Origin of the sequence: Flavobacterium omnivorum, from assembly GCF_900099915.1 — a bacterium.
Taxonomy (GTDB): Bacteria; Bacteroidota; Bacteroidia; order Flavobacteriales; family Flavobacteriaceae; genus Flavobacterium; species Flavobacterium omnivorum.
On the sequence record NZ_FNDB01000002.1, the window covers coordinates 1 to 25,180 of the forward strand.

At 35.7% G+C, this 25,180-nt stretch carries 21 protein-coding genes; 11 read left to right on the forward strand and 10 right to left on the reverse strand.

Annotated elements, in window-relative coordinates:
* Positions 1-167 precede the first annotated feature (167 nt).
* From BLS90_RS02075 to BLS90_RS02100, 6 genes are all read left to right on the forward strand, one after another.
* Complete coding sequence (locus BLS90_RS02075; protein ID WP_091254663.1) at positions 168-998, forward strand: tyrosine-type recombinase/integrase; 831 nt, start codon at positions 168-170, stop codon at positions 996-998.
* A 279-nt stretch (positions 999-1,277) separates the two neighbouring features.
* On the forward strand, positions 1,278-1,856 hold the full coding sequence (locus BLS90_RS02080) for a tyrosine-type recombinase/integrase (protein ID WP_262488562.1): 579 nt from the start codon (positions 1,278-1,280) through the stop codon (positions 1,854-1,856).
* A gap of 484 nt (positions 1,857-2,340) precedes the next feature.
* Positions 2,341-3,129 (forward strand): RHS repeat-associated core domain-containing protein, encoded by a 789-nt coding sequence (locus BLS90_RS02085; RefSeq protein WP_139171374.1) that lies wholly within the window; start codon positions 2,341-2,343, stop codon positions 3,127-3,129.
* A 12-nt stretch (positions 3,130-3,141) separates the two neighbouring features.
* Positions 3,142-3,612: an Imm26 family immunity protein gene (locus tag BLS90_RS02090; protein ID WP_091254672.1), complete on the forward strand. Its 471-nt coding sequence runs from the start codon at positions 3,142-3,144 to the stop codon at positions 3,610-3,612.
* 34 nt (positions 3,613-3,646) lie between these two features.
* Entirely contained in the window at positions 3,647-3,958 is a 312-nt protein-coding gene (locus tag BLS90_RS02095) for a hypothetical protein (protein ID WP_139171375.1), read from the forward strand.
* A 219-nt stretch (positions 3,959-4,177) separates the two neighbouring features.
* Positions 4,178-5,581, forward strand: a complete 1,404-nt coding sequence (locus tag BLS90_RS02100) for a hypothetical protein (protein ID WP_091254678.1) — start codon at positions 4,178-4,180, stop codon at positions 5,579-5,581.
* Positions 5,582-5,712: 131 nt separating this feature from the next.
* On the opposite strand, the gene istB is transcribed toward BLS90_RS02100, so the two are convergent.
* The 7 genes from istB to BLS90_RS02130 form a co-directional block, all read right to left on the reverse strand.
* The gene (gene istB / locus BLS90_RS02105; RefSeq protein WP_091254681.1) at positions 5,713-6,450 is read right to left on the reverse strand and encodes an IS21-like element helper ATPase IstB; all 738 of its coding nucleotides are present in this window, start codon (positions 6,448-6,450) and stop codon (positions 5,713-5,715) included.
* Positions 6,451-6,467: 17 nt separating this feature from the next.
* A complete protein-coding gene (locus BLS90_RS16965) occupies positions 6,468-6,917 on the reverse strand; it encodes a hypothetical protein (RefSeq protein ID WP_220083862.1) in 450 nt (149 codons plus the stop codon).
* Between the two features lie 24 nt (positions 6,918-6,941).
* Positions 6,942-8,015: an IS21 family transposase gene (istA, locus tag BLS90_RS02110; RefSeq protein ID WP_220083863.1), complete on the reverse strand. Its 1,074-nt coding sequence runs from the start codon at positions 8,013-8,015 to the stop codon at positions 6,942-6,944.
* Between the two features lie 115 nt (positions 8,016-8,130).
* Positions 8,131-8,466 carry a DUF1016 N-terminal domain-containing protein gene (locus BLS90_RS02115; protein ID WP_245705029.1) on the reverse strand — a complete coding sequence of 112 codons (336 nt, stop codon included), beginning with the start codon at positions 8,464-8,466 and terminating at the stop codon, positions 8,131-8,133.
* 81 nt (positions 8,467-8,547) lie between these two features.
* Positions 8,548-10,530: a conjugal transfer protein MobC gene (gene mobC, locus BLS90_RS02120; protein WP_091255380.1), complete on the reverse strand. Its 1,983-nt coding sequence runs from the start codon at positions 10,528-10,530 to the stop codon at positions 8,548-8,550.
* Positions 10,531-10,547: 17 nt separating this feature from the next.
* Entirely contained in the window at positions 10,548-11,852 is a 1,305-nt protein-coding gene (locus BLS90_RS02125; RefSeq protein WP_091255382.1) for a relaxase/mobilization nuclease domain-containing protein, read from the reverse strand.
* Positions 11,837-12,229 carry a plasmid mobilization protein gene (locus BLS90_RS02130; RefSeq protein ID WP_317039362.1) on the reverse strand — a complete coding sequence of 131 codons (393 nt, stop codon included), beginning with the start codon at positions 12,227-12,229 and terminating at the stop codon, positions 11,837-11,839. The genes BLS90_RS02125 and BLS90_RS02130 overlap by 16 nt, the downstream gene beginning before the upstream one ends.
* A gap of 918 nt (positions 12,230-13,147) precedes the next feature.
* Between BLS90_RS02130 and BLS90_RS02135 the strand changes: the two genes are divergently transcribed.
* The 3 genes from BLS90_RS02135 (at position 13,148) to BLS90_RS02145 (ending at position 15,696) form a co-directional block, all read left to right on the forward strand.
* The gene (locus BLS90_RS02135) at positions 13,148-13,438 is read left to right on the forward strand and encodes a hypothetical protein (RefSeq protein WP_317039363.1); all 291 of its coding nucleotides are present in this window, start codon (positions 13,148-13,150) and stop codon (positions 13,436-13,438) included.
* 392 nt (positions 13,439-13,830) lie between these two features.
* Positions 13,831-15,351 (forward strand): MauE/DoxX family redox-associated membrane protein, encoded by a 1,521-nt coding sequence (locus BLS90_RS02140; protein ID WP_175455417.1) that lies wholly within the window; start codon positions 13,831-13,833, stop codon positions 15,349-15,351.
* A 63-nt stretch (positions 15,352-15,414) separates the two neighbouring features.
* On the forward strand, positions 15,415-15,696 hold the full coding sequence (locus tag BLS90_RS02145; RefSeq protein ID WP_091254688.1) for a DUF6520 family protein: 282 nt from the start codon (positions 15,415-15,417) through the stop codon (positions 15,694-15,696).
* A gap of 51 nt (positions 15,697-15,747) precedes the next feature.
* Here BLS90_RS02145 and BLS90_RS02150 read toward each other — a convergent pair whose 3' ends face one another.
* The 3 genes from BLS90_RS02150 to BLS90_RS02160 form a co-directional block, all read right to left on the reverse strand.
* A complete protein-coding gene (locus tag BLS90_RS02150) occupies positions 15,748-18,120 on the reverse strand; it encodes an alpha/beta hydrolase family protein (protein ID WP_175455418.1) in 2,373 nt (790 codons plus the stop codon).
* Between the two features lie 248 nt (positions 18,121-18,368).
* The gene (locus BLS90_RS02155) at positions 18,369-19,550 is read right to left on the reverse strand and encodes a RagB/SusD family nutrient uptake outer membrane protein (protein WP_394331018.1); all 1,182 of its coding nucleotides are present in this window, start codon (positions 19,548-19,550) and stop codon (positions 18,369-18,371) included.
* 208 nt (positions 19,551-19,758) lie between these two features.
* A complete protein-coding gene (locus BLS90_RS02160; RefSeq protein ID WP_091254694.1) occupies positions 19,759-22,755 on the reverse strand; it encodes a SusC/RagA family TonB-linked outer membrane protein in 2,997 nt (998 codons plus the stop codon).
* Between the two features lie 1,091 nt (positions 22,756-23,846).
* Between BLS90_RS02160 and BLS90_RS02165 the strand changes: the two genes are divergently transcribed.
* Complete coding sequence (locus BLS90_RS02165) at positions 23,847-24,194, forward strand: helix-turn-helix domain-containing protein (protein WP_091254697.1); 348 nt, start codon at positions 23,847-23,849, stop codon at positions 24,192-24,194.
* A 221-nt stretch (positions 24,195-24,415) separates the two neighbouring features.
* Entirely contained in the window at positions 24,416-24,727 is a 312-nt protein-coding gene (locus BLS90_RS17325; RefSeq protein ID WP_394331020.1) for an LEM-3-like GIY-YIG domain-containing protein, read from the forward strand.
* Positions 24,728-25,180: the final 453 nt, after the last annotated feature.

The following is a 25,180-nucleotide window of genomic DNA, read 5'->3' on the forward strand; positions in this document are numbered from 1 at the left end:
CTCCTATTACAAATACAGCAGTTGAAACAAACCGTATGAACCACTAAGAACCACTAATGGGACGCTAGAATAAAAGCAAAACAATTGATAATTAATAATTTACAATTGATAATTGTCTTAGTGTTCCAAGTTTCAAAAAAGTACAACCATAAAAGCATCATAGGTATATGGAAGATGAAATTTATGCCTTTAGAAAAGAATTACAAACCTTAGGATACTGCAAGACTGTAATCAACAATTACCCCAAATATGTATGTCATTTTTTAGTTTTTGCTCAAGAAACAGTTCCTAAAATAAATGATATACATATTAAATCGTATCAAAAACATTTACAGCAAAAACCTAGTAGAACTAAGGGCAAAACCCTAAGTGAAAGCCACGTTCACAGCCAGTTATTAGCTATCAAAATGTGTTTTGGATATCTGGAAAGAACCCATAAAATCAATACAAATCCTTTTACTTTAAAGCTAAAAAGCCCTAAAAATGAAGTAAAAAATATTCTTACCCAAGAACAAATACAAACCCTTTATAATCATTGTCAAATCCAAGAGCAAAAAATGATTTTGCACTTGTGTTACGGTTGTGGACTTAGAAGAAGCGAAGCGGTAAGCCTTAATAAAAACGATATTAATATTGAAAAGAAACTACTTTTTATCAGAAATGGAAAAGGAAAAAAAAGAAGGGTTATCCCCATAAATGAGGTTATTACAACAGATTTTAAAATATTTTTAGAAAGCAAAATAAATACTGAAGAAATATCCTTTTTGACCAACAAACAAAACAATAGAATGTCAGGCAATACAATGTATAGTTTCTTTAAAGAACTGCTTAAAAAGACTGGAATTAAAAATGTAAGCCTGCATCATCTGCGCCATAGTATTGCTACGCATTTACTCGAAAATGATATGAGCATTGAAATGGTACGGGATTTTTTAGGACACTCCCAACTCTCCACAACTCAAATTTACACCCAAATAAATAACTTAAAAATGAAATGAATTTACAAACCTACCTTAGGAATCATTTACAGGAATCCACCGCAAAAAGTTATTATTACCACATCAATAAATTTAAACTTCTAAACCGAAATACGGAACATTACAATTATCAAAAGGTAATGGAATACATAGAAGACTTACGGAAAAACTTCCACTCCAAATACCTTAAAAACGATCCTTTTTGCATTAAAAAAATATTACGATTATTTAATTGAAACAGGTGTCAGAAAAGATAATCCTACACAAAGTATCAAATTTAGGGATGCTAAAGAAACCCCAATACAACATCAAGATTTATTTACGGACAAAGAACTGCAACAACTTTTAGAACCTCGAAAAGAGCGGTATCCCTTTTTGACTTTACGAAATAGAATAATTATAAGTTTGCTTATCCATCAAGCCCCAACATCAGGAGAACTTATACAATTAGAGCTTAGTGATATTGATTTAGAAAAGGCAACTATCCAAATAAAACCAACTAGTTCAACTAATAATCGAATATTGCCTTTAAAAGCAGAACAAATCCTTTTACTACACAAATACGTCAATACGGATAGAAAAGCCTTAAAAACACATAGAAACGATAAAAACGCTTTGTTGTTGGGCAAACTAGGAACGCCAATACAAATAGAAGACATTGGTTATTTAATTAGCACTTATCAAAAACGATACACTAAAAGGCTAACTTCAATAACTATCCGCCAAAGTGTAATAACCAATTTACTCAGTAAAGGAAACGATTTAAGACGGGTTCAAACCTTTGCAGGACACAAACACCTAGACACTACCGAAAAATACAAACAGACAGGAATAAAAGCCTTGCAAAATGCCATAGAAAAACACCACCCGATACAATAAAATATTCTTACAAATTATTAATTCGTTAACCGCCGTAGGCACATCAAAAATCCCCCTTGATAATTATACGGTTTTGGTACGCGGCTTTGTACAAAAAAAGGGTCGAAATAGTTATTTTTTTTATCTCTTACCCTCTACTTTTGGCTCTAAAAAATATCAAAAAAGCCAATTTATAAAAACACGCAAATCCCGACTAATGATAGTCGGGATACAATTAACAAATATGCTAATTTACCATGCGTGCATAATAAATAAAAACAAGGCAAAATATCCTCCGAAAACAGTATAAAAAACAAGCACTAAAAAGAGATTAAAACTACCTTAAAATAGGCTCTCTTTTTTTTTCAATTGAAAGAAGAAAAAAAGCTATTTTTGAAATCAATACGTTCTTACAAAAAGTGATGCTCGGGCGAGCAAAATATTGCACAGTTGAGTATGAGTATAAGTTCCAAGGTCAAGAGCGTCAGGACGAGCTAGGCTTGGGTTGTACGACTATGGCTTTAGAAATTATGATCCTGCTATTGGTCGATGGGTGAATATTGATCCATTATTGAATGATCTTGATTTTAAGTTTGATCCGAACGATATTGATAAAGATGATGATGACGAAGTAGATTTTGCCATGAAGACTACTTTAGGAAATGGTGGAGGAATATTTAATACCGACAATTTAAATCCATATTCTTACGGTTATAATGACCCTATTCGATTTGATGACCCAGATGGTAGATGTCCAATATGTGTTTATGTTGTTGCTGCATTACTTTATTCTGAATTTGCAAACGCACCATCAGGTAATGCAAAGACAGATTCTCGAAATTATAATGATTCGAAATCAAATAAGGCACTAGTATCAGGGGCAGTTTTAGCTGGTGGAGCAAAAACGATAATAAATTCTGCTAAAGCTAAAGCGGTTGAAAAGGCTACTGAAACAACCAAAGGAGAAAAGACTCACCAAACTTATACTAAAACTAATAAAGAAACTAAAGAAACCTACTCTGGAAGAACTAGTGGGAATAAAACTCCAAGGGAGAATGTTGCAGCAAGAGATGCAAAACATCATAAAAACAAAGATGGATTTGGTCCTGCCAAACTTGATAAATCATCAACTAATAAAGATGCAATTAGGGGAAGAGAACAACAACTTATAAAGCAAAACGGTGGTGCAAAATCAGAGGGGGGTACTTCAGGAAATGCTATAAATGGGGTAAGTCCTAAAAATCCAAATGCTAAAGTATATGAGAATGCTGCAAAAAAGGAATTTGGGCAATAATAAAATATAATTATGAAAAAGCAAAAAATAACACAAGGTTCAATACTTGAAATCAATATTGAAAATCAATATTATACTTACGCCCAAATATTAGATAAAGGGGGGTATGTTTTTTTTGATTATAAAAGTGAAACGAGATTAACGGATTTTTCAGTATTAGAAGACAAACCAATTTTATTCATTATAGGTGTTTATAATGATGTAATAACACAAGGGCATTGGCCGATAGTCGGAAAAATGAATATTAGGCAAAATTTAAATAGTCAACCGATGCAATTTATCCAAGATGCATTACATCCAGATAGATTTGAATTTTACAATCCAAACACAGGTGAAAGTACACCAGCAACGAAGGAAAAAGTAAAAGGTCTGGAAAGAGCAGCAGTATGGGAGGCTAATCACGTTGAAGACAGGATAAGAGATTATTATAATGGTGTTCCTTGTATATGGCTTGAAGATGACTTAGAATTATTTAAAGATTAATAGGTTTCTTAAGTCTAAACTAAAAATTAAATTTATGATGAATAATAAGGAAGTATCAACTCGAGAACTCATAACTAAAGGTTATTTATGGGTTAATATACCATCCGTAGCAATAATATTGGTAGTTTGGTTTAGTTTATCCAATGTTTTTAATTTAAACAATCTGATTAGTATTTTTATAGGAGGAGCAACAGGATGGGTATACTGGGAATTTTCAATAAGGAAATGGATAGAATGGGCTTTAAATAATAATGTTGATCAAGATAGGTTGTTTAAAATTGGGAAAATGTCTTTGCTTTTATGGGATAGAAGGAAGATAGATTCTATATTAAATCAAAATAAATAGGTTTTGTTCAAAATTAATGATGTATGATTTTATATTATCAATGTCATGAGAATGAAATAATCTAAAATAATTTATTTAAAGGATGAGCATTGTTCATCCTTTTATTTTTTATGATGTAGAGGTCAACGGTTTTATTATATTATTGTAGATGAAATAAAAATATGCAAAAAGATTTGAATTATTCTAATTATAACAAAAAAGGATTAAGTAGAAAACTATATGACGGTAGCAACTAAACAAGATTTTTATGAATATTTGAATAATAACGATTCAATAGATATTGATATTACTGTTGATTTTGAGGTCATTCTCGATCAATCAGTTGTAAATTGGAATCATCGGAAATTAAAAAATGTAATATTTAAGGAAAAAGTAATAGTTAAAGATGTCGAAATAAACTCGGGGTTTTTATTTATTAACTGCAAGTTTGAAAAAGGAATAGTGTTTCAAAATGTAAGATCAAAACTTCTTGAGAGCCCTTACAATTATAGTATTGCATTTGAGAATTGCGACTCAGAATATATTGTTATCGAAAACAATTGCACTTTGGCAAAAAGAGTTTTAATTGCCAATAAATGCGATGTTGGAAGGATTACTGTAAGTGAGACGATAGTAGTTAATGGTGGTATTAACATTCATGAATCAACAATTTCATACTTACATATTATTCAATCAGAATTTGTTTTGAATTTACAGCGCTCAACTTTTAACAAGCAAGTTAGAATTGAATCTTTAAAAGGTGATATTGGTCTTTTGGCAAATGAATTTAATAAAGATATAGCATTTTGGAATATCGAGTGTCCATTCAGCTTTTCATCAAATCAAAACATTTTTAAGGAGGAATTTGAAATAAGTGCTTCCAGAATTAAGAAGCTTACTTTATTTGGAGATCATTTTTATAAAAAAGGAGAATTAGAAAATAGAGATTTAACAGGAAATAAATTAGAAACTTATATTAAAGAAATATACATCTCAGAAACGAATTTCACACAGGGTTTTGATTTTAACGGTTTAGGTAAAAAATTGGACAGACTTGAAATAAAAAGTAATCCTGAATTAAAAGGAGTATTGAAATTTGAAGGATGGGAAATAGACAGTACTTTAATAACAGGGGTCAATCAAAATTTAAAATTATTGTTTAAAAGAATGTCGTTTCGCTTTTTTATGATTAATGATTTTACAAATTACAGCGATATTAGTTTTGATAAATGTAAAGGATATGATGACAGCACTTTAAACTTATTGGATTGTGATTTAGGAAGTACAAGATTCAATGAATTTGCTTTCAATAGTTTTGTAGGGTTACGCTTTGATAATGTTACTTTAGATAAAATCAAACCAACAAATAACAAATGGTTTGCAGATGATGTACTTAAAATAGAAGTTGCAGAACAGTCTGAAGAAGATAGGTTCAAAAGGAAGCGGGAAATATATAGGCAATTGAAACAGGCCTTGAAGAATAATGGAAATCAGATTGATAGTCTTTTTTTTCAAGCTAGGGAAATGGAATCCTATAGAAATGAACTTAAGCAATCCAAAAATTACAGTTGGAGTGATAAAATAATTATGTCATTTAGTAGGTTCAATGATTATGTGCAAATTCCAGTGATATTGACCACCTAATTCCAATTTAAAGTGAGCACCTGATTCCAATTCAAAATGACCACCCAATTCCGGAGCAAAATTACCACCCCATTTTTCATTAAAAACTACTCTTTTTCATCTGTTAATTAGTATTCAAATATACTTAAATATTAGCCTTTGTTTATCCCTCTTTTTTTTCTCATGGATTCACCATGTAATTCGAGTCGGTGGGATTGATGAATCAGTCTATCCAAAATGGCATCAGCTATGGTTTTTTCTCCAATGATGTCATACCAGCCTTGCACTGGGATTTGTGAGGTTACAATAATAGAACCGTTATTATGCCTGTCTTCAATGATCTCTAAAAGGGTAATTCGGTTACTGCTATCCAAAGCTTGGAGTCCAAAATCGTCTAATATGATAACATCTTGCCGTTCTATTTTGGCCAATTCTCGCAGGTAAGAACCATCTGCTTTGGCCATTTTTAATTTAGCAAAAAGCTTCGAAGTATTAAAATAACTTACTTTAAAACCTTGGATACAGGCCTGATAACCCAATGCGGTACCTAAGTAACTTTTACCTACACCGGTACTTCCTGTGATTAAAATGTTTTCGTTTTTTTCAACAAATTCACATTCTGCCAGACGCAGTATGGTGTTTCGATCCAGATTGCGGGTTTGGTCAAAATTGATATTTTCTATATTTGACTTGTAATGGAATCGGGCGTTGGTGATACTGCGCGCAATACGCCGATTGTGCCTTCCATCCCATTCGGCATCAATGAGCATCGATACAAACTGATCGAGCGAGTAATGGTCTGTTTTACCGCTTTCAATAGCTGTTTTAAAGGCATTATGCATACCGTAAAACTTCATTTGTTTCATTTTTGTTACTGTGGATTCATTCATGATTACTGTGTTTTAATTTAATTATAATACTGTTTTCCTCTTATGTTAGCGTGAATTGGAAGTTCCTGCTCAGGTTCTTGTTCAAATTCAATCTGATCTAAGTTGTTTTCTAAAATATTTTGGATAGTCTTAAAATTGTAAATTTTAAAATCAAGTGCCCGCTTACAGGCATTTATTAATCGCTCTTTCCCTACCTTTTTTTCGAAGTTTAATATTCCCAAACAACTTTTATAAGCCTGTTCAGGATGGTTTCTACTTTCGATTATTTGTATAATATATTCTGCTACTGACTCGTCAATACTACTGGCCCAATCAATGAAGCGGGCAGCACTCCACTGGGCTACAAATTGATGCGTGCTAGCCATATGTTCTGGGATTGTGGTATGGATATAAGGTTTGTAATTCCTTGGATGAATGGCTATTCGATTGTATTTGTGATAGATCTCTACCGTTGATTTGGTATACAATAGTTTAGCTTTTTTCTTGACATATTAATACGGAACGCTGTAGTAATTTTTGTCCTGACTTAATTGAACATGCCCATTTTGCATTACTGTTGCAAAGGATTGGTATTTGATTTCAAAACGTTCTTGTGGTAATGGACTTAGTTTTTGCTTCTCATCTTCTAAAAATAATTCTATACGAGAATAAGGACGTCCTGTGAGTTTTCGACTATTATGAGCATCTAATAAATCCCATATCTGCCGGTTTAATTCTTCCAGAGAAAAGAATTTAGTTTCTTTTAGGTTTACATAAATCCTTCGATATAATATCTTAACAGCTCCTTCAACTAATGATTTATCTCTAGGTTTATAAGCCCTGGCAGGCAAGATTGTAGTTTGGTAATGCTCTGCTAAATCAGCTAAAGCTTCATTGATTGTGGGTTCAAAACGACTACTTTTTATCACTGCAGATTTTAAATTATCGGGAACAATTGCCGCAGGAGTGCCTTCAAAAAAACGCATTGCATTTTCTACAGAACTAACAAAATCTTCTTTTTGCTGGCTCATGGAAGCTTCGGCATAGGTATATTGACTGGCTCCGAATATGGCTACAAAAAATTGTACTTCTTTAATTTCTCCCGTGTCTTTATCAATGATGAAGAGTGTTTTTCCAGCATAATCCACATACATTTTATCTCCCGCTTTGTGATTCATATGCATCACTGGATTGACTCGTTTACCCCATGTTTTGTAATGATGCCCAAATTGTGAACTCCTGTAGCCATCAGGATTTAGGGCAATATATTGCTCCCACATATGGTGTACGGTAACTCCAACTTTTTTTAGTTCGCGTTCCATTTTAGGAAAAAAATCATAAAGTTTCTGCAATTTGGGACTAATGGATTCCACTGTAGTGTGTGAAAACAAAAGTTCCAGTTCAGCATCTGTTTTTTCGTTAATTACTTCAAAACTTAATCCTAGCACTTCAAATAAAGAAATACACTTCTTTACCGTGTTCCTGGAAAGAGATAAGTACTTACTTATGAATAACTTACTTTTCCCGTTACAGTAGAATTTAATTGCTTTTCTAATTTTACTCATGTCTGTTATTTTGTTTGCCATAATCCGTGTTTTTTTTAAACGAATGTATGGTTCTAACAACATGAAAAAGTCAGAAGTATTTAATGTCCAATTTTACCTCAAATTCAGGTGGTCAATTTGAACTGAAAAGTGGTGGTCAGTTTGCTCCGAAACTTGTGGTCAATTTGCACTGGAATTGGGTGGTCAATTTGACCGGTTTTTCCAAAGCACTGTATGTTTCATAAAATTGCTTCATCCTCCAAAGGTTTTTATCTGAAAATCCTTTTAAACCTGATTCGTTCTTCTGTATATATTCAGCCAAATCCTTAACGACGGATTGTCCCCATTCAGAACTTTCAACCTTCTTGCTAATATACTCACCAATATTCCAATAAAGCTCAATTAGCTCGGTATTGATAATTTTAATTGCTTTGAATCGTGACTCTTTTATAAATTTCACAATGTCTAAAAACTGATTTTGCATTATTTCCATAATTTTAATTTTTTTTAACTGATTATATAAATGAACAGGTAAACATTCCCAGGCCAGAAGAAGTTCTAAAAACGATGGGGATTATTTTTTTACGACTAAATGTGCCAGTCCAAAATCATTTAATAGTCTTTCTTTTTCAGAATAAATAATATCCTTGATATCCTGTTTTATCTGCAAGTAGTTGCGTTGCACCATTGCGTTATCGACTTTCCGAATAACAGGAATATCTTTATAATCATCCTGTTCGTTTTTCAATGCTTTATGGTCATTTACAATTTCGCAGTGAAATGTTTTGAGTTCAATTTTACAATCAGGATCATCGGCTACTATTCCAACAAATTCACCAGAACTAAGTCCAGAAATTTTGGAAGGAGGCACTGCGGATTCCAACTGTTTGGAACGACTGATCGAGGTGTCCCCGCTATTAATAGACAGGCTTTCCCTATCCTGCATGATCTTTCCGAAACGCTCTGATAATTGCTTGGCTGTATCACCTGTGACCTGTCCGCTGACGATATTTCCGGTAATGTTCATAATCACGTCGGCCTGTTCACGTCCATAGTCTTTTCGCAACTGACTAAAGTCCTGAATACCCAAACAAGTAGCTACTTTATTGCTTCTGGCAGTAGCAATCAAACTATCCATATTGTTGAGGTAAATTGTTGGAAATTCATCGAATATCAGGCTGCTTTTCTGTTTGTCTTTTTGGTTGACCAACTTTACTAATCGGCTTACATACAATGATAATACGGCCCCGTAAATTTGTATTTTTTGTGGATTATTTCCCATGCAAACAATTTTTGGTTCCTCTGGATTATTGATATCCAATGTGAAATCATTACCTGATAAAACATAATACAATTGCGGAGAGGAAAGCCTCGCCATTGCGATTTTTGCAGATGCGATTTGACCTTCCAATTGATCCATTACATTATTGAGGTAGGCATTTACAAAAGGATTGATGAGTACCTCAATCTCTTTTTCAGTTCTAAGTAACGTAAATAAGCTATCATAGTCTGCTTGCATCAGTTCTATAACATGGGGAAGCGTACAAAATTCGCCGTCTTTGTATTTTCTCAAATACCATATTATAGCAGAAAGGAAATTGATCGGTGATTCCACAAAAAAATCTCCCTGACGTTTGATCCATTCCCGATTTAATCCTAACAGAATGGTGCGTGCAGATTCAGAAGCATCGGTAATATCACTCATTGCTGAAGGCTCCAATGGATTGCATCGGTGCGTTCGGGTCAGGTCATCAAAATTAATAACATAAAATTGTGGCGGCTTAGGATAAAGATGTTTGTATTTGAGCCAGGTATTATAAGCGATTTTGGAAAGGTCATCGAACTTGAAATCATAAATAAACATAGTAAAACCTTTGCGTATGTGCTGGGTAATCACATGTCGAATTACAAAGTAAGACTTTCCAGAGCCAGGAGTGCCAAGAACCATCAAAGCTCGAAAGGGATTAATGATGTTTATCCAACTGTTTCGCACCTTATTCTTTAAATGATATCTGGCTGGCAGGTTAATAGAATACTCATTCTCCAAAAGTCTTTCTTCTTGGGGGAAAGTTTCATTTTCGGTATTAAAAATATCTTTGTGGTTGAGACTATTTTTTATGATTCTTGATAATAATGTTCCTCCAGAAAGCATCAGAAGAAACCCAATTGCCGTAATGCTCATATAAGCAATCGCTGCCTGTACTATTTCTATTTTCAGATATAATGAAAGATAGCTTGTAAAGTAAATTAGGATGCCAGTAATAATATAAGCAAAGGCCGTTTTATAATTCAGTTTTTCATCTTTACGTCCCTTGGTACCTATTAGGGAAATCATCAAAAATCCCAATGCAAAGAGTTTGGATTTATGAAAATTACTGAACAATCCTGTATGGTGAATATTGCCCATAATTTTATCACTGAACCCGCTAACGAGATGCCACTCCCGAAAGGCAGCATAGCAGTAATAATAAAAATGGATCACCAAAATAATGATACTGATTAGTCTGGTCATGTCGAGTATCTTCCTCAATGCCTGTTCGTTTTCTCCTGTCTGCATAGCCATAATTTCGAATTTTATTGATTATTAGACTGTCCTCTTCTTTTTTTCTTTTTGCCTTTGAGTTGATACGGAACGTAATTAGCAGCCTGTTCGGATTGCGTAAGCATATCCAATAATTGCCCCATTACTGAATCGGATCCAACTGATTTAGTATTCTGAAAATCATCACCAAACGAAGTTGTATTGATTTTCGAATGAGTCGTCTGAGATATAATTCCTTGTGATTTTTCACTATCTGAACTTCCCATTTTTTGTCCCACTAGGCTAATTGATTCACAACGTTCCTGAATAGCTTTAGCGCTGTATTGTTTGCCCAGCTTACTACCGTTAAAAACACATTTTGTGGCATGGTCTACATAAGTAATCCCATAAAGTAATCCTTCTGCATTTTTTCTAAAAACAGTATTGATTCCATCTTTTTCCAGTAGTTGCACCATTTCCGTAAGTGATATTTTCGTTCTTAAAAATGCCATATCAATGGCGTTTTTTACCCTTCTCATATCGGAAATTTGGCCAATGGTATTGGATGCAAATTTTCCTTCTAAAAATTTCAGGGTTGGCTTGTTGTAAAAGAGACTGGCCTTTATGGGTACACCGATAAGTTTGCCATTTTCATCTAGTATCCGGTACATTAATCCTTTTGTCTTAAACATTCTTGAATTTTCATTGCCTCTGTCTGCCAAAACATTGTATTGTTGTAACACTGCATTCAGCTCCGGAAGACTGGTATATTTATACGATGAAAGCACCTGGGCCAATACATTTGCAATAGCTTTTTTGGATTCGTTTCGCCCATAGTGAACCTTTCCTGAGATGATAGGATGTAGTTCAAAATCTTGATTATTTATGCGTCCTTGCGCTTTAACAAGTCCGAAAAGTTCTTCGATTTCTTTTCGCGCTAGTTCAGATCGGTTTCGACCAATATTTTGCATGTCGATCCGCTTGCCATCCCTCTCTACATTTATGGAGACCAAATGGAGATGCGGATGCCCGGAATCGTGATGCTGGTATATCAGATAAGGTTGTTCTCCAAAACCTATTTTCTCCATATAAGTATCCGCGATAGCCATTAATTTTTCTTTGGAATGATTTTCCGAACGATGAAAATTCAATGAGATGTGCACACTGTTTCGCTTTACATTTTCATTTAATTCCAACTGTTTCAAAAAACGATTCAGTTTTATAGTACCGCTCATTTTATCCACATCAATTGGATAATTTCCGGCACCGATACACTCTGCTACGTCCTCTTTTACTTTGTTTTCATTATAATAGAAAACCTTGTGAATAGAGTGTCCTGTTTTTATGATTGCAACCATTTTTCCGAGATTTTTTGGATGCATATCTTGATTTCTTCAACCTTATTCAAAAGGATTTTTTTATCTTGTTCAGAACTGATAATCCAGACTTTAAATTCAGAAATTTGGTCAAGGGTATGCAGCTTTTTTACCGCTTGGTTGAAGTTGTTTCCGATAGCATTTAATTGCTTATTCAGCAGCATCATTTCAAGGGTCATATCATCTAAAGACTGATTCCTAAAAGTGGTGTTTATCGGTTTGTCAAATAGGTGTTTACGAATGTAGTCACTCAGCTTACGGCAAGTACTTGCTTTCCATTTACGTTCAATTTTAGCATACTCTTCGGGTGTAAACCGTAACCCGACAATGCGTGTTCTGTTTGAATTTTCTCTTTCCATCATCTCTCATTTTACTCATTAATTCAAATTGTTTTTTATTGGTATTCTTGAATTCGTTGCACTTCATTTGCGTGTTATCAAACTCTTTTAATCCTTTCAGTGTCACTGCTAACGAGTCCCGAGTATAGAGCAGCAAGAATCTGTTGTTTAACAACAGGACATCTTGCCGATTGCAGAAACGTTGCAATCTTCCTGATACTTTTAACGTCTATTAGACTTTTCAATATTTCCAAAATATTCAAAACTCAAATTCCTTACTTCTACGTCTTTTTATACTATGTGATATATTAATATTGGTATTTCAATCATTCTTAGGGACTATCAATTCAATCATTAAAATCTCGATGACATATATAAAGGGTATTTTATCATCACTTTCAATAGTCAAGGAAAGTGCACACTGCCAATAATTTAAAAACCATTATAACTGGATAATTATAAAGCCGAATTTACTCCCCAATTTTAATAAAAAGGATGTGCTCTTTCCAAGCAATAAACCAATTTTAAAACAACCAAATCCTGACTTGTTTAAGGAAGGTTTTGGTTGTTCATTTTGAAAGATAATGATTGTCATTAATTGCTTAAATAAATCATCTTTTCAGAACTTCGTTATGCATTCTGAACTTCCCTTTGAAAAACCGATTCTTTTGAAATATGATTTTCATATTTTAAACTCTTTCAAATCGTTTTTTTTAAACCATTTTTAATTGACACATTTTATACCAAATTTAAAGCACATTATTCTAACTCTGTTTATCTAAAATTCTATAGTCCATTTGGATTTTCTGCATTTAAATCAGATACAAAATTAAGTAAGTGCTATGGATTCTGCCTATCATAGGTAAATTTTACCTATCAAAATTCATAAACGACTTTATACCTTTGTAAAATAAATTATTAATTAAAAACGTGAAGATTATGACAACAAATGATGTAGCCAAGGTTTTTGATACTGTACTTAGTATCCCTGGAATGAATGATGTAGTGAAGATTGATTTGAAAATTTCACGAAAAAATGTGCTGTTATTAAACCATGTCATTGAACGTGGATTAGCACCTAAAGACGATGATAAACCATCAATTCTCATAACAAGTGTTCCAGAAGAAAATCTCCAGGAATTAAAACTGTTTGGAGATGAGTGTTTACAAAAAGCCGGACTTATAGAACTCAATGAAAAATTGAAAACATTGAGCGAAACCGTGAAGTAATAACAAATTATAAAAGAAGAAAATAAAAGGGTGTCAAATAAACATACATTGTTTATTTGACACCCTTTTTATTCGTCAATTTTATTTCTGCACACTTTTTTAAAACTTTAACTAAACTAGCGGATTTTGACAAATCCATACCGGATTTCGGTAACACGTTATCAAACAGACTACTGTAATTTTGTTTCAGTTTCAATTCCAAATAATTAAATCTTAAATAAAACACTTTTTTTCATTCAATGGAATTTGAATACAATGGTGAAATTTAATACCTCAAATGCAGTAATAAAATGGATAATAGTATATAAAAATTTAATAAGGATTATATACAAATTAAGCATTTCATAATTAGATCCGTTTAAACTAAACCTACAGATAATATGAAATTGAATATGAATATTAAGAGTATAATTTTGGACATAATTTGTTTACTGCTTGTCCTACTATTTGTCTATGCCGCGGTTAGTAAATTTCTTGATTTTGAAAATTTTCAAGCCCAACTTGGACAGTCACCATTATTAAGTGCCTATACCAGTTTCATTTCGTATTCCCTTTTAGCGGTCGAATTTACAATTGCTTTACTGCTTGTTATCCCAAAGACACGCTTTCTTGGTCTCATGGCCTCTTTTACGCTCATGATAATGTTCACAGCCTACATAATCGTAATTCTTAATTATTCCTCCTTTATCCCATGCTCCTGTGGAGGCATCCTCGAACAAATGGATTGGAAAGAACATTTGGCTTTTAATATCGGTTGTATCCTTGTGATAGCATCGGCTATTTTGATACTGACAAAAAACACAAAATATACTATTGTAAAATTGTCCATTATTACGTTTTTAAGCACGGTTCAAATCATAGCAATTTACCTTGCTTCGGAAAATGCAATGCACCGCGAAAATCCATTTATTCGCCGTTTTATCCTAGGTTCAGCAACCAAAATAGCAACAACCGACTTAAACAGTAATTCCCAATATTTTGCTGGCACCGATGGCAATACGATTTATCTTGGAAATAGTTTGGCACCGCTACACATTACTGCTTACGATAGCACTTTAAAAATAAAACACCAATATAAGATTGAATTGGAGCGGGAAGACTTTCCCTTTCGTTCCGTTCAGGTACGAGTATCACCGCCTTATTTTTATCTAATGGATGGAACTGTACCAGTTATTTACAGAGGAGATATAGCGCACTGGAAAGCAACACTACTTATGCACAATAACAATTACTATTTTTCCAAAGCTGAAATCATCGCGCCAGACAAAATTGCGTTCCGCGCACAGGAATTAAAATCGCGAAATAACATACTGGGAACCTTTGATTTCTCGGATGCCTTAAAAGTTCAATATGCTCCTACCCTGCTTCAAAAACAAATTGATGGTTTCTTTGATACTGATGGTATGATGCATTATGATACCCAATCGCAAAAATTCATTTATGTTTATTATTACAGAAACCAATTCATAGTAGCAAATAAAAACCTCCAACTCAACTATCGGGGCAATACTATTGACACAACCACACATGCCAAACTGAAAGTGGTACATTTAAAAGAGACTGGACAGCGGAAAATCGCTTCTCTTCCAGCCACCGTCAATCAGCTTACCGCTGTTTCTGGCAATTTACTATTTGTGAATTCTAAACTTATCGGGCGCTTTGAACCAAGAGAAATGTGGAAAAAAGCTTCCATAGTAGATGTGTATAACATTCAAAGCAACGCCTATTTGTCAAGCATCTATATCTATGACATCAATGAGACTAAAGTACAGTCAATGCTACTATCTGGAAATAATCTGTATGTTATCATTGGGCATCAGCTACATAAATACCGCTTGAGCAAAGATTTTTTCAATGTTTCCAAAGCGACAAGACAAACTACAAAACAACATAAAAAATTTACTGGCCAGTAACAGGACCGAGACTGAAAACCTGTAAAAAAGAGTAAGTCAAATTTGTAATTTAATTCTATTACCATGAAAACGATTGTAAAAGTGATCCTGCCTGTATTGGCATTCACATTGGCGAGTGCTGCTGCTGTTAGCACCAACGGAGCAAAAATCAAGGAGTCAAAAAAAACGGTATTGATTACTGGATTTATCCAGAATCCTAATCCGTCAAATTGTCTCTCAGTTTCGGTAGACTGTACGACCGTAAACACAGGACAAAGCTGTATGTCCAGTGAGGCGACTCCTAGGCAAGTTTGGAAAAAAAATGCAGCCAATGCCTGTGTTGATAATTTATTCAAAGTGATTTAGTAATCACTAGAATTTTAATGTGCAGTTTCCTGTGAAGGAAACTGCACATTTTTAATTTTGCTCTTTATCTATTTTCATCCACATCGCCTTTGCCTCTCCCTTTAAATAATGCCCCAACCAATCCTGCATTTTACGGGTTACATCTTCTTGATTTTTGGGGTTGTAAAAAATATGCCCATCATTAGGATACACCAACATAACATGCTCTTTTTGCAATCGCCTCAGCGCTGCATAAAAAGTAGCCGCCTGTCTGGGCTGTACATTGCTATCCTGTGCACCTGCCCAAGTCAATAAAGGAGTAGTGATTGTTTTGGCATTAAACAACGGGGAATTGCGATAGTATGCTTCTTGATTCTCAAAAAAAGAAAAACCCATTCGATATTGCTGATTCTCATATCTCCAGCCATCAATATCTTTGTAAACAGTATTAAAGTTAAAATAATGCCCCATCGTATCCGACACCCCTGCACCACTTATGGCCGTTGCGAACATATTCGTCTGCGTAATAATAAAATTTGTTTCGTAGCCACCAAACGAATGCCCCATTAGTGCTAACCTCCTGGGATCTGCTATTCCCATTTCCACAACGGTACTGGCTGCCTTAGTCACACAATCTACAGCGGAAAATCCTGTATTGCCTTTCTCAAAAGCAATATCGGCCAGCAGTACGGCATAGCCGCTGGTGGTCAGGTTTGTTATATTAAATCCCAGAGTATTGTGTAACGTTGGATTCACATAGTTGTTGACACTATGCGATACTATATCATAAATATAAACCACCATGGGATAGCGTTTGGAGGAATCATAACCCGATGGATAAAATAAAGCCCCATTCAATACCCTTCCTTTACTATTTTTGTAATGAATCATTTCCGATTTTCCCCATTGGTATAATTCCTGCTGGCTATTGCTTTGCTTCAAAATAACGGTTGGTCTATCAATCTCTTTTCGAAACATCAGAGTAGGCGGGTGATCAAATCGTTGCGTGACATAAACAAAAGCATTACTCTCTTTGCCCTTTTGCAGTTTTGTGATAGCACTATTGTCCATCGCAACGGGCACTGCCACTTTATTTGGATGCAGCAAATAGTATCCTGTAGCACCACCATATAAATCTTGCGCTGTCAGTAATACGTTTTTAGAAAGGTCATAACGATATATACCTATCCCCAAATAATTGAAGCCCTGTTGATCTGACACTGCCGAAGCATCAAACCGAAAACGCAACTGCTTTTCTTTCCCCCGCGTGAGCCGTTTACGCTCCAATCCATCAGGAGAAATGGCCCAAATATCATTGTAATCATAATATAAACTCCATTGATCATCTATAGTCCAGCCTGGCTGTCTCCAAACATTCAATTCGTTTCCTGGGTCAGTGGCTCTGTTATCCCAACTTACGTCGAGCCCTTTAGTAACATTAGTATGGGTTTGTCGCTTGATATCATAAACCCACCAGTTACTCTCTTTATAGTAGTTAATATAGCGTCCATCTGGCGAAATACCCATATGATCCATAAAGCCAGATTGTTCCTTTAGGAAGAATTCCCGTTTACCAGTTTCAAGATTAACCAAATAGTAATCCATATCGGCAATCCATTTGTATTTTGGCACATACTGTAAAAGGGCAGCCACAAGCGCATACTCTTGGTTGCCGCTCAGCATGACCCAGGGCTGTTCTGCAGTGCTGATTTGACGTACAATATTCAGTTCAGGATACCAAACAGCAAGGTATTGCGGATGCTTTACCGAAGCCAATAGCGTCCGCTCAGGATAAATCATTTTATCTTTAGCATTCCAAATTTCCACAGCACCCGTTACTACTGTAGTGTCTCTCGCAACAACAGGGGTAATCCCAAAAAACACTTTTTTTCCATCCCGTGATACCGTCAGCTCCACATTTTGGTCGGGAGAAATTTTCATGAAGTGCGGAAAATTAGCAGCTGTACTTTTTAAAATATGCATTCTCCCAGAAACAATATCATAACAATACAGCCTCTCTTGACCTTCATTTACTCCAAAAAAAGAAACTTTTTTTCCTTTATGCTGCCATTTGAGCGCCTTAAAAGATTGCATCTTTGGTTGTATTATAGAACGTCTGCTATAATTCCCTTCCAAAGTCAGATAACCAACTGCCCCTTCACCATTTTCCGTAGTTGCATAAAGTAACATATTGTTAGCATCGTCCCAATTGTATTCTGTCACATTAGCAATACGATCGATAATCTGACCGTATTTCCGCACCACAAGCTGACTCCCTTTCTCCATCGTTATCAGATTATTTCCATCGGCCGAAAAATCATAGCGTTCTACCGCAGGAATCTGACTTTCTTTTCCAGTAGCCAAATCAACTAATACGAGCACCTCTTTCTTGGTATACGCAAATGTCTGTTCCCTATTAAATCGGCCTACGCTACCTCCCGCCAAGATATAGCGTTGTTTTGTTTGTGTATTAACAACAAACAAAGTATCTATATCATTTTCGTAAGACATCCGATAACTGCCCCATTTGCCTTTAGGGGAAATTTGCTCCCCTCCCATCGTTCCCCAAAGCAAATAATCCGCTTCAAGAAGTTGCTTTTTGGCCAGCTCTTGTCCCATAACGGGACAGGGGGCTACTCCAATTATGAGTACGGCAACGATGCCGTAAAACATTGATGAAAAAGAACACCTCATTAATAGCCTGGATTTTGGGTAAGATTCGGATTCGCTAACAACTCCGTTTCCGGTATTGGCCATAATCCATCAGACGTATTCCATCCCGGTTTTACTATTGGTAGTATTGTATCAATTAAACCACTTCTCTTCAAGTCAAAAAAACGGTGTCCGTATTCAGTAAACAATTCAAATCGCCTCTCCATTAAAACGGCTGCAATAATATCAACTGAAGTAACAGCATCGGTATCAGGCAATCCTGCCGTATGTCGTACTACGTTCAGGTCTTCTTTCGCCCCTATCAATTCCCCTTGTCTCGCACGGGCTTCTGCCCGAATTAAGTATTGTTCTGCCAACCTGAAAACAATCGAATATTCTACTGAACTTCCTGTATTGCCATTTTGTTTGTACTTATTGGCATGATACCAAATGTCCGTACCATTCGTTAAGGAGGTAATCCAATGTGTTTTTCGAAGGTCATTGTCAGCAAACGAATGGAACAGTTCAGGACTCAAACCCACAAAGGGTGGTGGCCCGCTTTCAAAAATAAAAGTCGAACCTTCATCCGCATTATTCCCTTCTAGTTTGGGAGCAAATTGCCATATGGTAGACTTACATTCCTTTAGAAATATTTTCTCAATATCATTTTCCAAAACATAGTCTGTGTTATTCAACACCGCCGAAGCAGCATTCGAAGCTTCAGCCCAATCCCCAGCATAAAGATAAACCCTCGCCAGCATCGCACTAGCCGTCGAACGGTTAGGTCTAACCCTATCAGCTGTACTATAGTTTTCAGGCAGTGATACAACTGCCTGATTCAAATCGGCAATAATGGATTCATAAACCGTAGCGACAGGCATGCGCTCCACCATTGTGTTGGTTTTATAGTCAGTGGTAGTTATATATGGCACATCGCCATACAGGTTCGTTAGATAAAAATGCACCAATGCCCTTACGAAGATTGCCTCTCCTATAAACTGCTTCTTATCTCCTGCGGAAAGTGCAACCGAGTCCGTACAGCCCGCGATAACCGCATTGGCACAATAAATAATGTGATAACTTTCATTCCATAGTTGTGCAACACTCGGTGTATTGGCCAGCAGCGTATTATTAAATAAAAACGAGCTGTTTTCATCACTGGTGCCGTAATACACCTGTTCGTCCGCATACATACCCAAACTAACGCTCGTGCCTGTCGTCAATCCGGTCAACATACCACTATCCCGCAGTTTAGAATAAATATCCGCTATAGCGGCATTGGCGGTGGTGCGGTCTTCAAAAACAAGGTTTCCCGTAAGTTGAGAGTCAGGAACATCCACATCCACGAAGTTGTCGCATCCCACAAAAGGGAACAATGCTAAAAGCATCACTAGTACTATTAAAAAATATTTCATAATTTAAAAATTTAGATTAAAAAGTCAGCTTTACCCCTACGGCATTTACTTTCAGCGGTGGTAGATATCCTCCGAATTTAAACTCGGGGTCACCATTAGTATAATTAGTAAAAGTCAGCAGGTTTTGCCCTTGCCAATACAATTGACAACGCAAACGATCACCAACTTTAAAAGGCAAATCATATGTTAGTGAAATGTTCTTAAGTCGGATATAAGAGGCGTCTTGTACAGCACCATCACTTAAACCATAACGATAATAGGCGTTAATAATAGCTCCATTCGACCCTGCCGTATAAGGCTGTTGTGCTGCTGAATCACTCACACTCGCCAATTGGTTGACTCCTGTTCCGGGAACTCCAGGTAGCGCACCAAAAGCCTCCTGCTTCACAAACTGAAAAAGGAAATTCAATTGTACCCCTTTATATTGGAACTGGTTCTCCAGCCCTCCAAAATAACGTGGACTCAAATTAGCCAGAGTATGCCTGTCAGCGATAGAGCTGATCGTTCCATCACCGTTCACATCTTCAAACTGATAAATACCAGTTGTAGGATTCATGGCTATATAATGATACAATTTCATAATATTAATAGGCTGCCCCACTACATAAGTATTGGCATAAGTCGAACTTTCGAGCCCAGGAAAAGAAATCAGTTTATTGCGATTAATTGAAATATTAAAATTAGTTGTCCATTCAAAATGTTCACGAGAAAAATTAATGGTTCGCAGCGTAAACTCCAGCCCACTGTTCTCCACCGTTGCATCAAGATTGGCGTATAGCGAGCTATATCCTGTTGTGCCCGGTAGCGGAATACCTACTAGTTGATTCGAGGAACGATTTAAGTAATAGGCAGACGTCAAGAAAATGCGGTCTTCCAAAAAGCCTGTTTCCAGTGCCACTTCAAACTTTTTATTACTTTCCCACCCAAACTCAGGATTAAACAACCGTACAGGCTGCAATCCTATCGTCCCCTGGTAATTGTTTCCCGAGGAAACATACGTATCCAAAAACTGGTAATCCCCTATCTGATCGTTACCTGTAATGCCATAACTGGATCGCAATTTCCCAAAACTAAGTACCGTATTGTCTTTCAAAAAAGCTTCATTCGAAAACAGCCATGCCCCTCCCACAGCCCCAAAAGTGGCAAACTGTTTCCCGGGACCAAAACGACTCGAACCATCACGGCGACCGGTAATATTAAGGATGTAACGAGTATCCCAATTGTAATTCAGTCGGGCAAAAAGGGCTTGGTATTTATAAATTGTAACATCACTCAAGTCAACAGTCTTGATAGAAGCCGAAGCCAAATCATGGATCAGGCGGTTACTGGCAAACCCAAAACCGTTCTGAAAAAGCCGCTCCGTGCGTTGGTTTTGCAATGTACTCCCCAACAATACGGCAAATTTGCCTTTACGAATAGTGGTATTATAATTAAGTTGAGGCTCCACAATCCAAGAATTTCTATTCGTGAAATTCGAACTAAGAGCCGAAAATTCAGAGCCCAAACCATACGACGGGTTGTACATGGTTGAAGGCTGTGTACGACTCTCATTGTTATGCAAATCCGTAAAACCAAAACTCGTTTTAAACTCCAAATTAGGAAGGAAACGATATGAAAACACTGTGTTTGCTACAAGATCGTTAATCCGTGACTCAAATTCCGAATCCAATCCGGCCAAGGGATTATTCCAAGTGCCGTTCTCCCAGTTCAAATTACCGTTTTCATCATACAACTCCGGTGCATTGGGTGCCAAAGTTCTGGACACTGCCGTGAGATCTATAGCAGGTTGGCTATTATTTTGCGAAGTATAGTTTCCCGATAATGTCAGCTTAAAACGTTCATCTTCCGATGTATGGTTCATGCTAAAATGAGCTGATCCTTTAGTGTATTTAAAATCACCCGGAAAAACAGTTGTTTCCGTTCTGTAATTACCGCTCAGCAGGTATTGGGTTCGCCGGCTGCCTCCTGATACCGAAGCCTGTAAATTGTGAATTTTAGCTGTGCCACCAATAAGTTTTTTTTGCCAATCTGTATTACGTTCCGGACTCCAAGTGCCGTTTACATCATAAGCATAACTTGGATAGGTGCTTACGCCATCATTATCAAATGCCAGTTGCCGCATAGCGAGATACTGCTTGGTATTCATGAGTTTAGGCGTTTCGCCCACAGTACCAAAACTGCTGGAGGAATTTATACTAAAACGAGTCTCCCCTGCTTTTCCTTTTTTGGTAGTAATAAGTACAACACCATTGGCACCACGGGATCCATAGATGGCAGTTGCATCAGCATCCTTAAGCACTTCAATGCTTTCAATATCCTGCGGATTTATCGAATTTAAGGGGCTGGTCAAGGTCGGTGCAGTTCCCGAGGTAGCTATCGAACCAATAGTTTCCGATGAATAAGGTACACCATCAATAATATACAGCGGTTGGTTACCATCGGCACGCAAACTATTTGTCCCCCTGATTTTGATGCTAAAAGCACCACCCGGTGAACCGCTGTCTTGCACAATAGAAACCCCGGCTATTCTGCCCTGCATTGTTGCAAGGACATTTGTAACGGGTTGTTTTTCAATATTTTTGGCAGTGATTCGACCAATACTTCCTGTGCGTTCGCTTTCTTTTACGGAATAGTAACCCGCATTGATTTTTACTTCCTGCAGTTGCGTAGCGTCTTCTTGTAGGTGTACACTAACTACAGTACGTCCTGCTATAGGAATATTTAAGGTGGTGTAACCTACGAAAGAAAAAACAAGAATATCAGCGGCCGTAGCCGTTATACTGTATTTACCTTGATAATCAGTAATGGTGGCTGTTGATTTTCCGGCTACAGATATAGTAACACTAGGCAGTACACCCTGACCGTCTCTTACAGTTCCTGTAATAGTATATTGTTGAATAATGGATTTGGGCAATGGCGTTCTAGCCATAACGGGAAGACAGCATAGATAAAATCCAAAAATAATAGGATAATAAAGAGCCAGCCACCCTTTGTTTAATGAAATAATTTTCATAATATTGGTTTAGTTAAATGAAATGTAAGTTTTGTTAGCTACGGTCCTCTAGTTTAGCTTGCCGGCGAGTTAGGGGACTTTTTTTAAATCTTAAAGTCATCAAGTCGAATGTCTTAAAGTCTTTAGGGATGGTGTTTTTTTTACTATAGCATAAGTATACGAGTTTAGGTGTTAGTTTATGGTTGTTCGGTATGACTAAATTGCCTGCACCTTTTATTAACAAATTCAAATTAAATTAACTAGGTGTTTTTATTCAAAGGACCTTTCGGTGCAGGAGTTTATAGTTATGAGGACTTATATAAATACAGAATTTTTTTAAAGTTTTTAATTCAAGTTAGGCGCAAGTGAAACCACTTTTGCTTCCCTTTCAGAAACAAACTCTAAAAATTTTAACATACCATTTTGAAAATAAAAATAAAGGCAATACTTTTAAACTGCGAGTTTAAAAAAGGAAAAGCTTAAATGTAAATGCCAAAAGCATTTTAGGTTTGGGTTGAGGTTAGTTATGCAGGGGTTATTATTTTATATAATTCACTTTTTTACATCAAGGTAGAGTTAAACACATAAGTACTTAAATTCTGATAGTTAAAGTGTCTCTAATAAGAGTAGTTACCCGTGTTTCCCAATCCTAAGACAACGTCTGTTTCTGTTTTGAGACAACAAAAGACGTCTTGCTTTTATCAGGTAGTTAAGGTGGTTTGGTGAAGGTTGTACATAAAAAAATCGTTCTCATAATTTATAGGTTTATGGTTATGGAACGATGTATTTCGGGTATGAAGGGTACTTGCTGAAAAAAGCAAGGAGCGGTTTCACACTTTAGGACCGTGGGCGACCAAACCCGTCTTTTAAATCTTTCGATTGAAAAGTTACCTCCTAAAGCTAACGTGAGAACCGCTCGCATGCCGTATGCAAAAGTAATAAACTTTTTGACATGGAGCGACTTCACGATACTCTCGAGGTAAAATTGGCCGTTTCGGTTCGAGAAAACATCGTTTTAATTATGCCAAAAAAGGCTAATTGTCAATTCGCTAGAACAAATATAATAATAATATTTAAATATCCAACAAGTTGGATATTATATTTTACTTTAAATGGAAAAAACATTTGCATTTCAAACTACTCAATTCGATTTTGAGTTGATAAATCACATTAGAACTTTGAGAAAATCAAAAGGTTTTACTAAGGAAGATTTAAGCCTTGCGATGGGTGTAACAAAAACATTTGTTGGAAATGTTGAATCATTTACTCAACGACACAAATATTCTACGCGTCATATTGCATTATTGGCAAAGGCTTTTGGGTATAAAAATATTTCAGATCTGATGAAGTTCCCTACTCCTCAATTTGATAAAATTAAAGTAACCGTAAAGCAAACTATGAATGAAAGCGGTACTAAATCTTTGAGTTCGGAGGTGGTGAAGATTGAGCATTTGAAATGATCCTTTAAATGTATTTACGGAAAACCGTAAAGGATAACTAAAATGGTTTTGTGGGTTTGGTGCAGCAAAGTAAAAAGCTATTTTATAGCTGATATATACAAGTTAGGAGCCAAGTATAAACAAGAAGTAGAATAAAAAACTATGATTATAGAATTTTCCAAAAAACACAGGAAGAATTAAAATCCTACATTTATGCTTTAATTGACCCGCGCGACAATAAAATATTTTATATTGGGAAAGGTAATACTAACCGAATATTTGTTCATATCAATGAAGCAATTGTTAGCCCAAGAGAATCCGAAAAATTGGAGACCATTAAAGCAATAAATAATAATAATAATAAAGTAAAACATTTTATTATTTGCCACGGTTTAGAGGATAGTGAAGCGATATTATTAGAATCTCTTTTAATTGACTTTTTAACATTCAGAGATTTTGCAGATGTTGCTGAAATTACAAATATAGTATCAGGACATCATTCATTTTATCACGGCATTAAAATAGTCGAAGAGTGTGAAATACTGTATAATTGAAAAGAATTAGACAGAAAATAAATTTACTACAACATACTAGTAATCAGCATATAAAATACTTTTGACAATAAAAGAAGAAATATAAAAACCGAAAATCCAATATACGCTAGACCTAGTATTTATGAAGGAACTATAGGTTGGTGGGTATTAAATAAAAATAGAGCACAAACCATAGATTACGTTTTAGCTGAATATTAGGGAATAATACGAGCAATCTTTAAACCTCAAAAACGGTTACAAGATATAGAGAACAGAGGTGCTAAAAGATGGCGATTCGAAGGATCTTAAGTTACTGATAAGGAAATCCTTCAACTTTATATGTTTAAAGAAGTACCTAAAATTCAAGGAATGGCCAATCTTATCCGATACTTTAATAAACTAAGGTTACAATGGCATACTGGCTCCAAACGCCGCTAGCCAAAATCGTTGATTTTTTTGCATCCGAAAATCGTT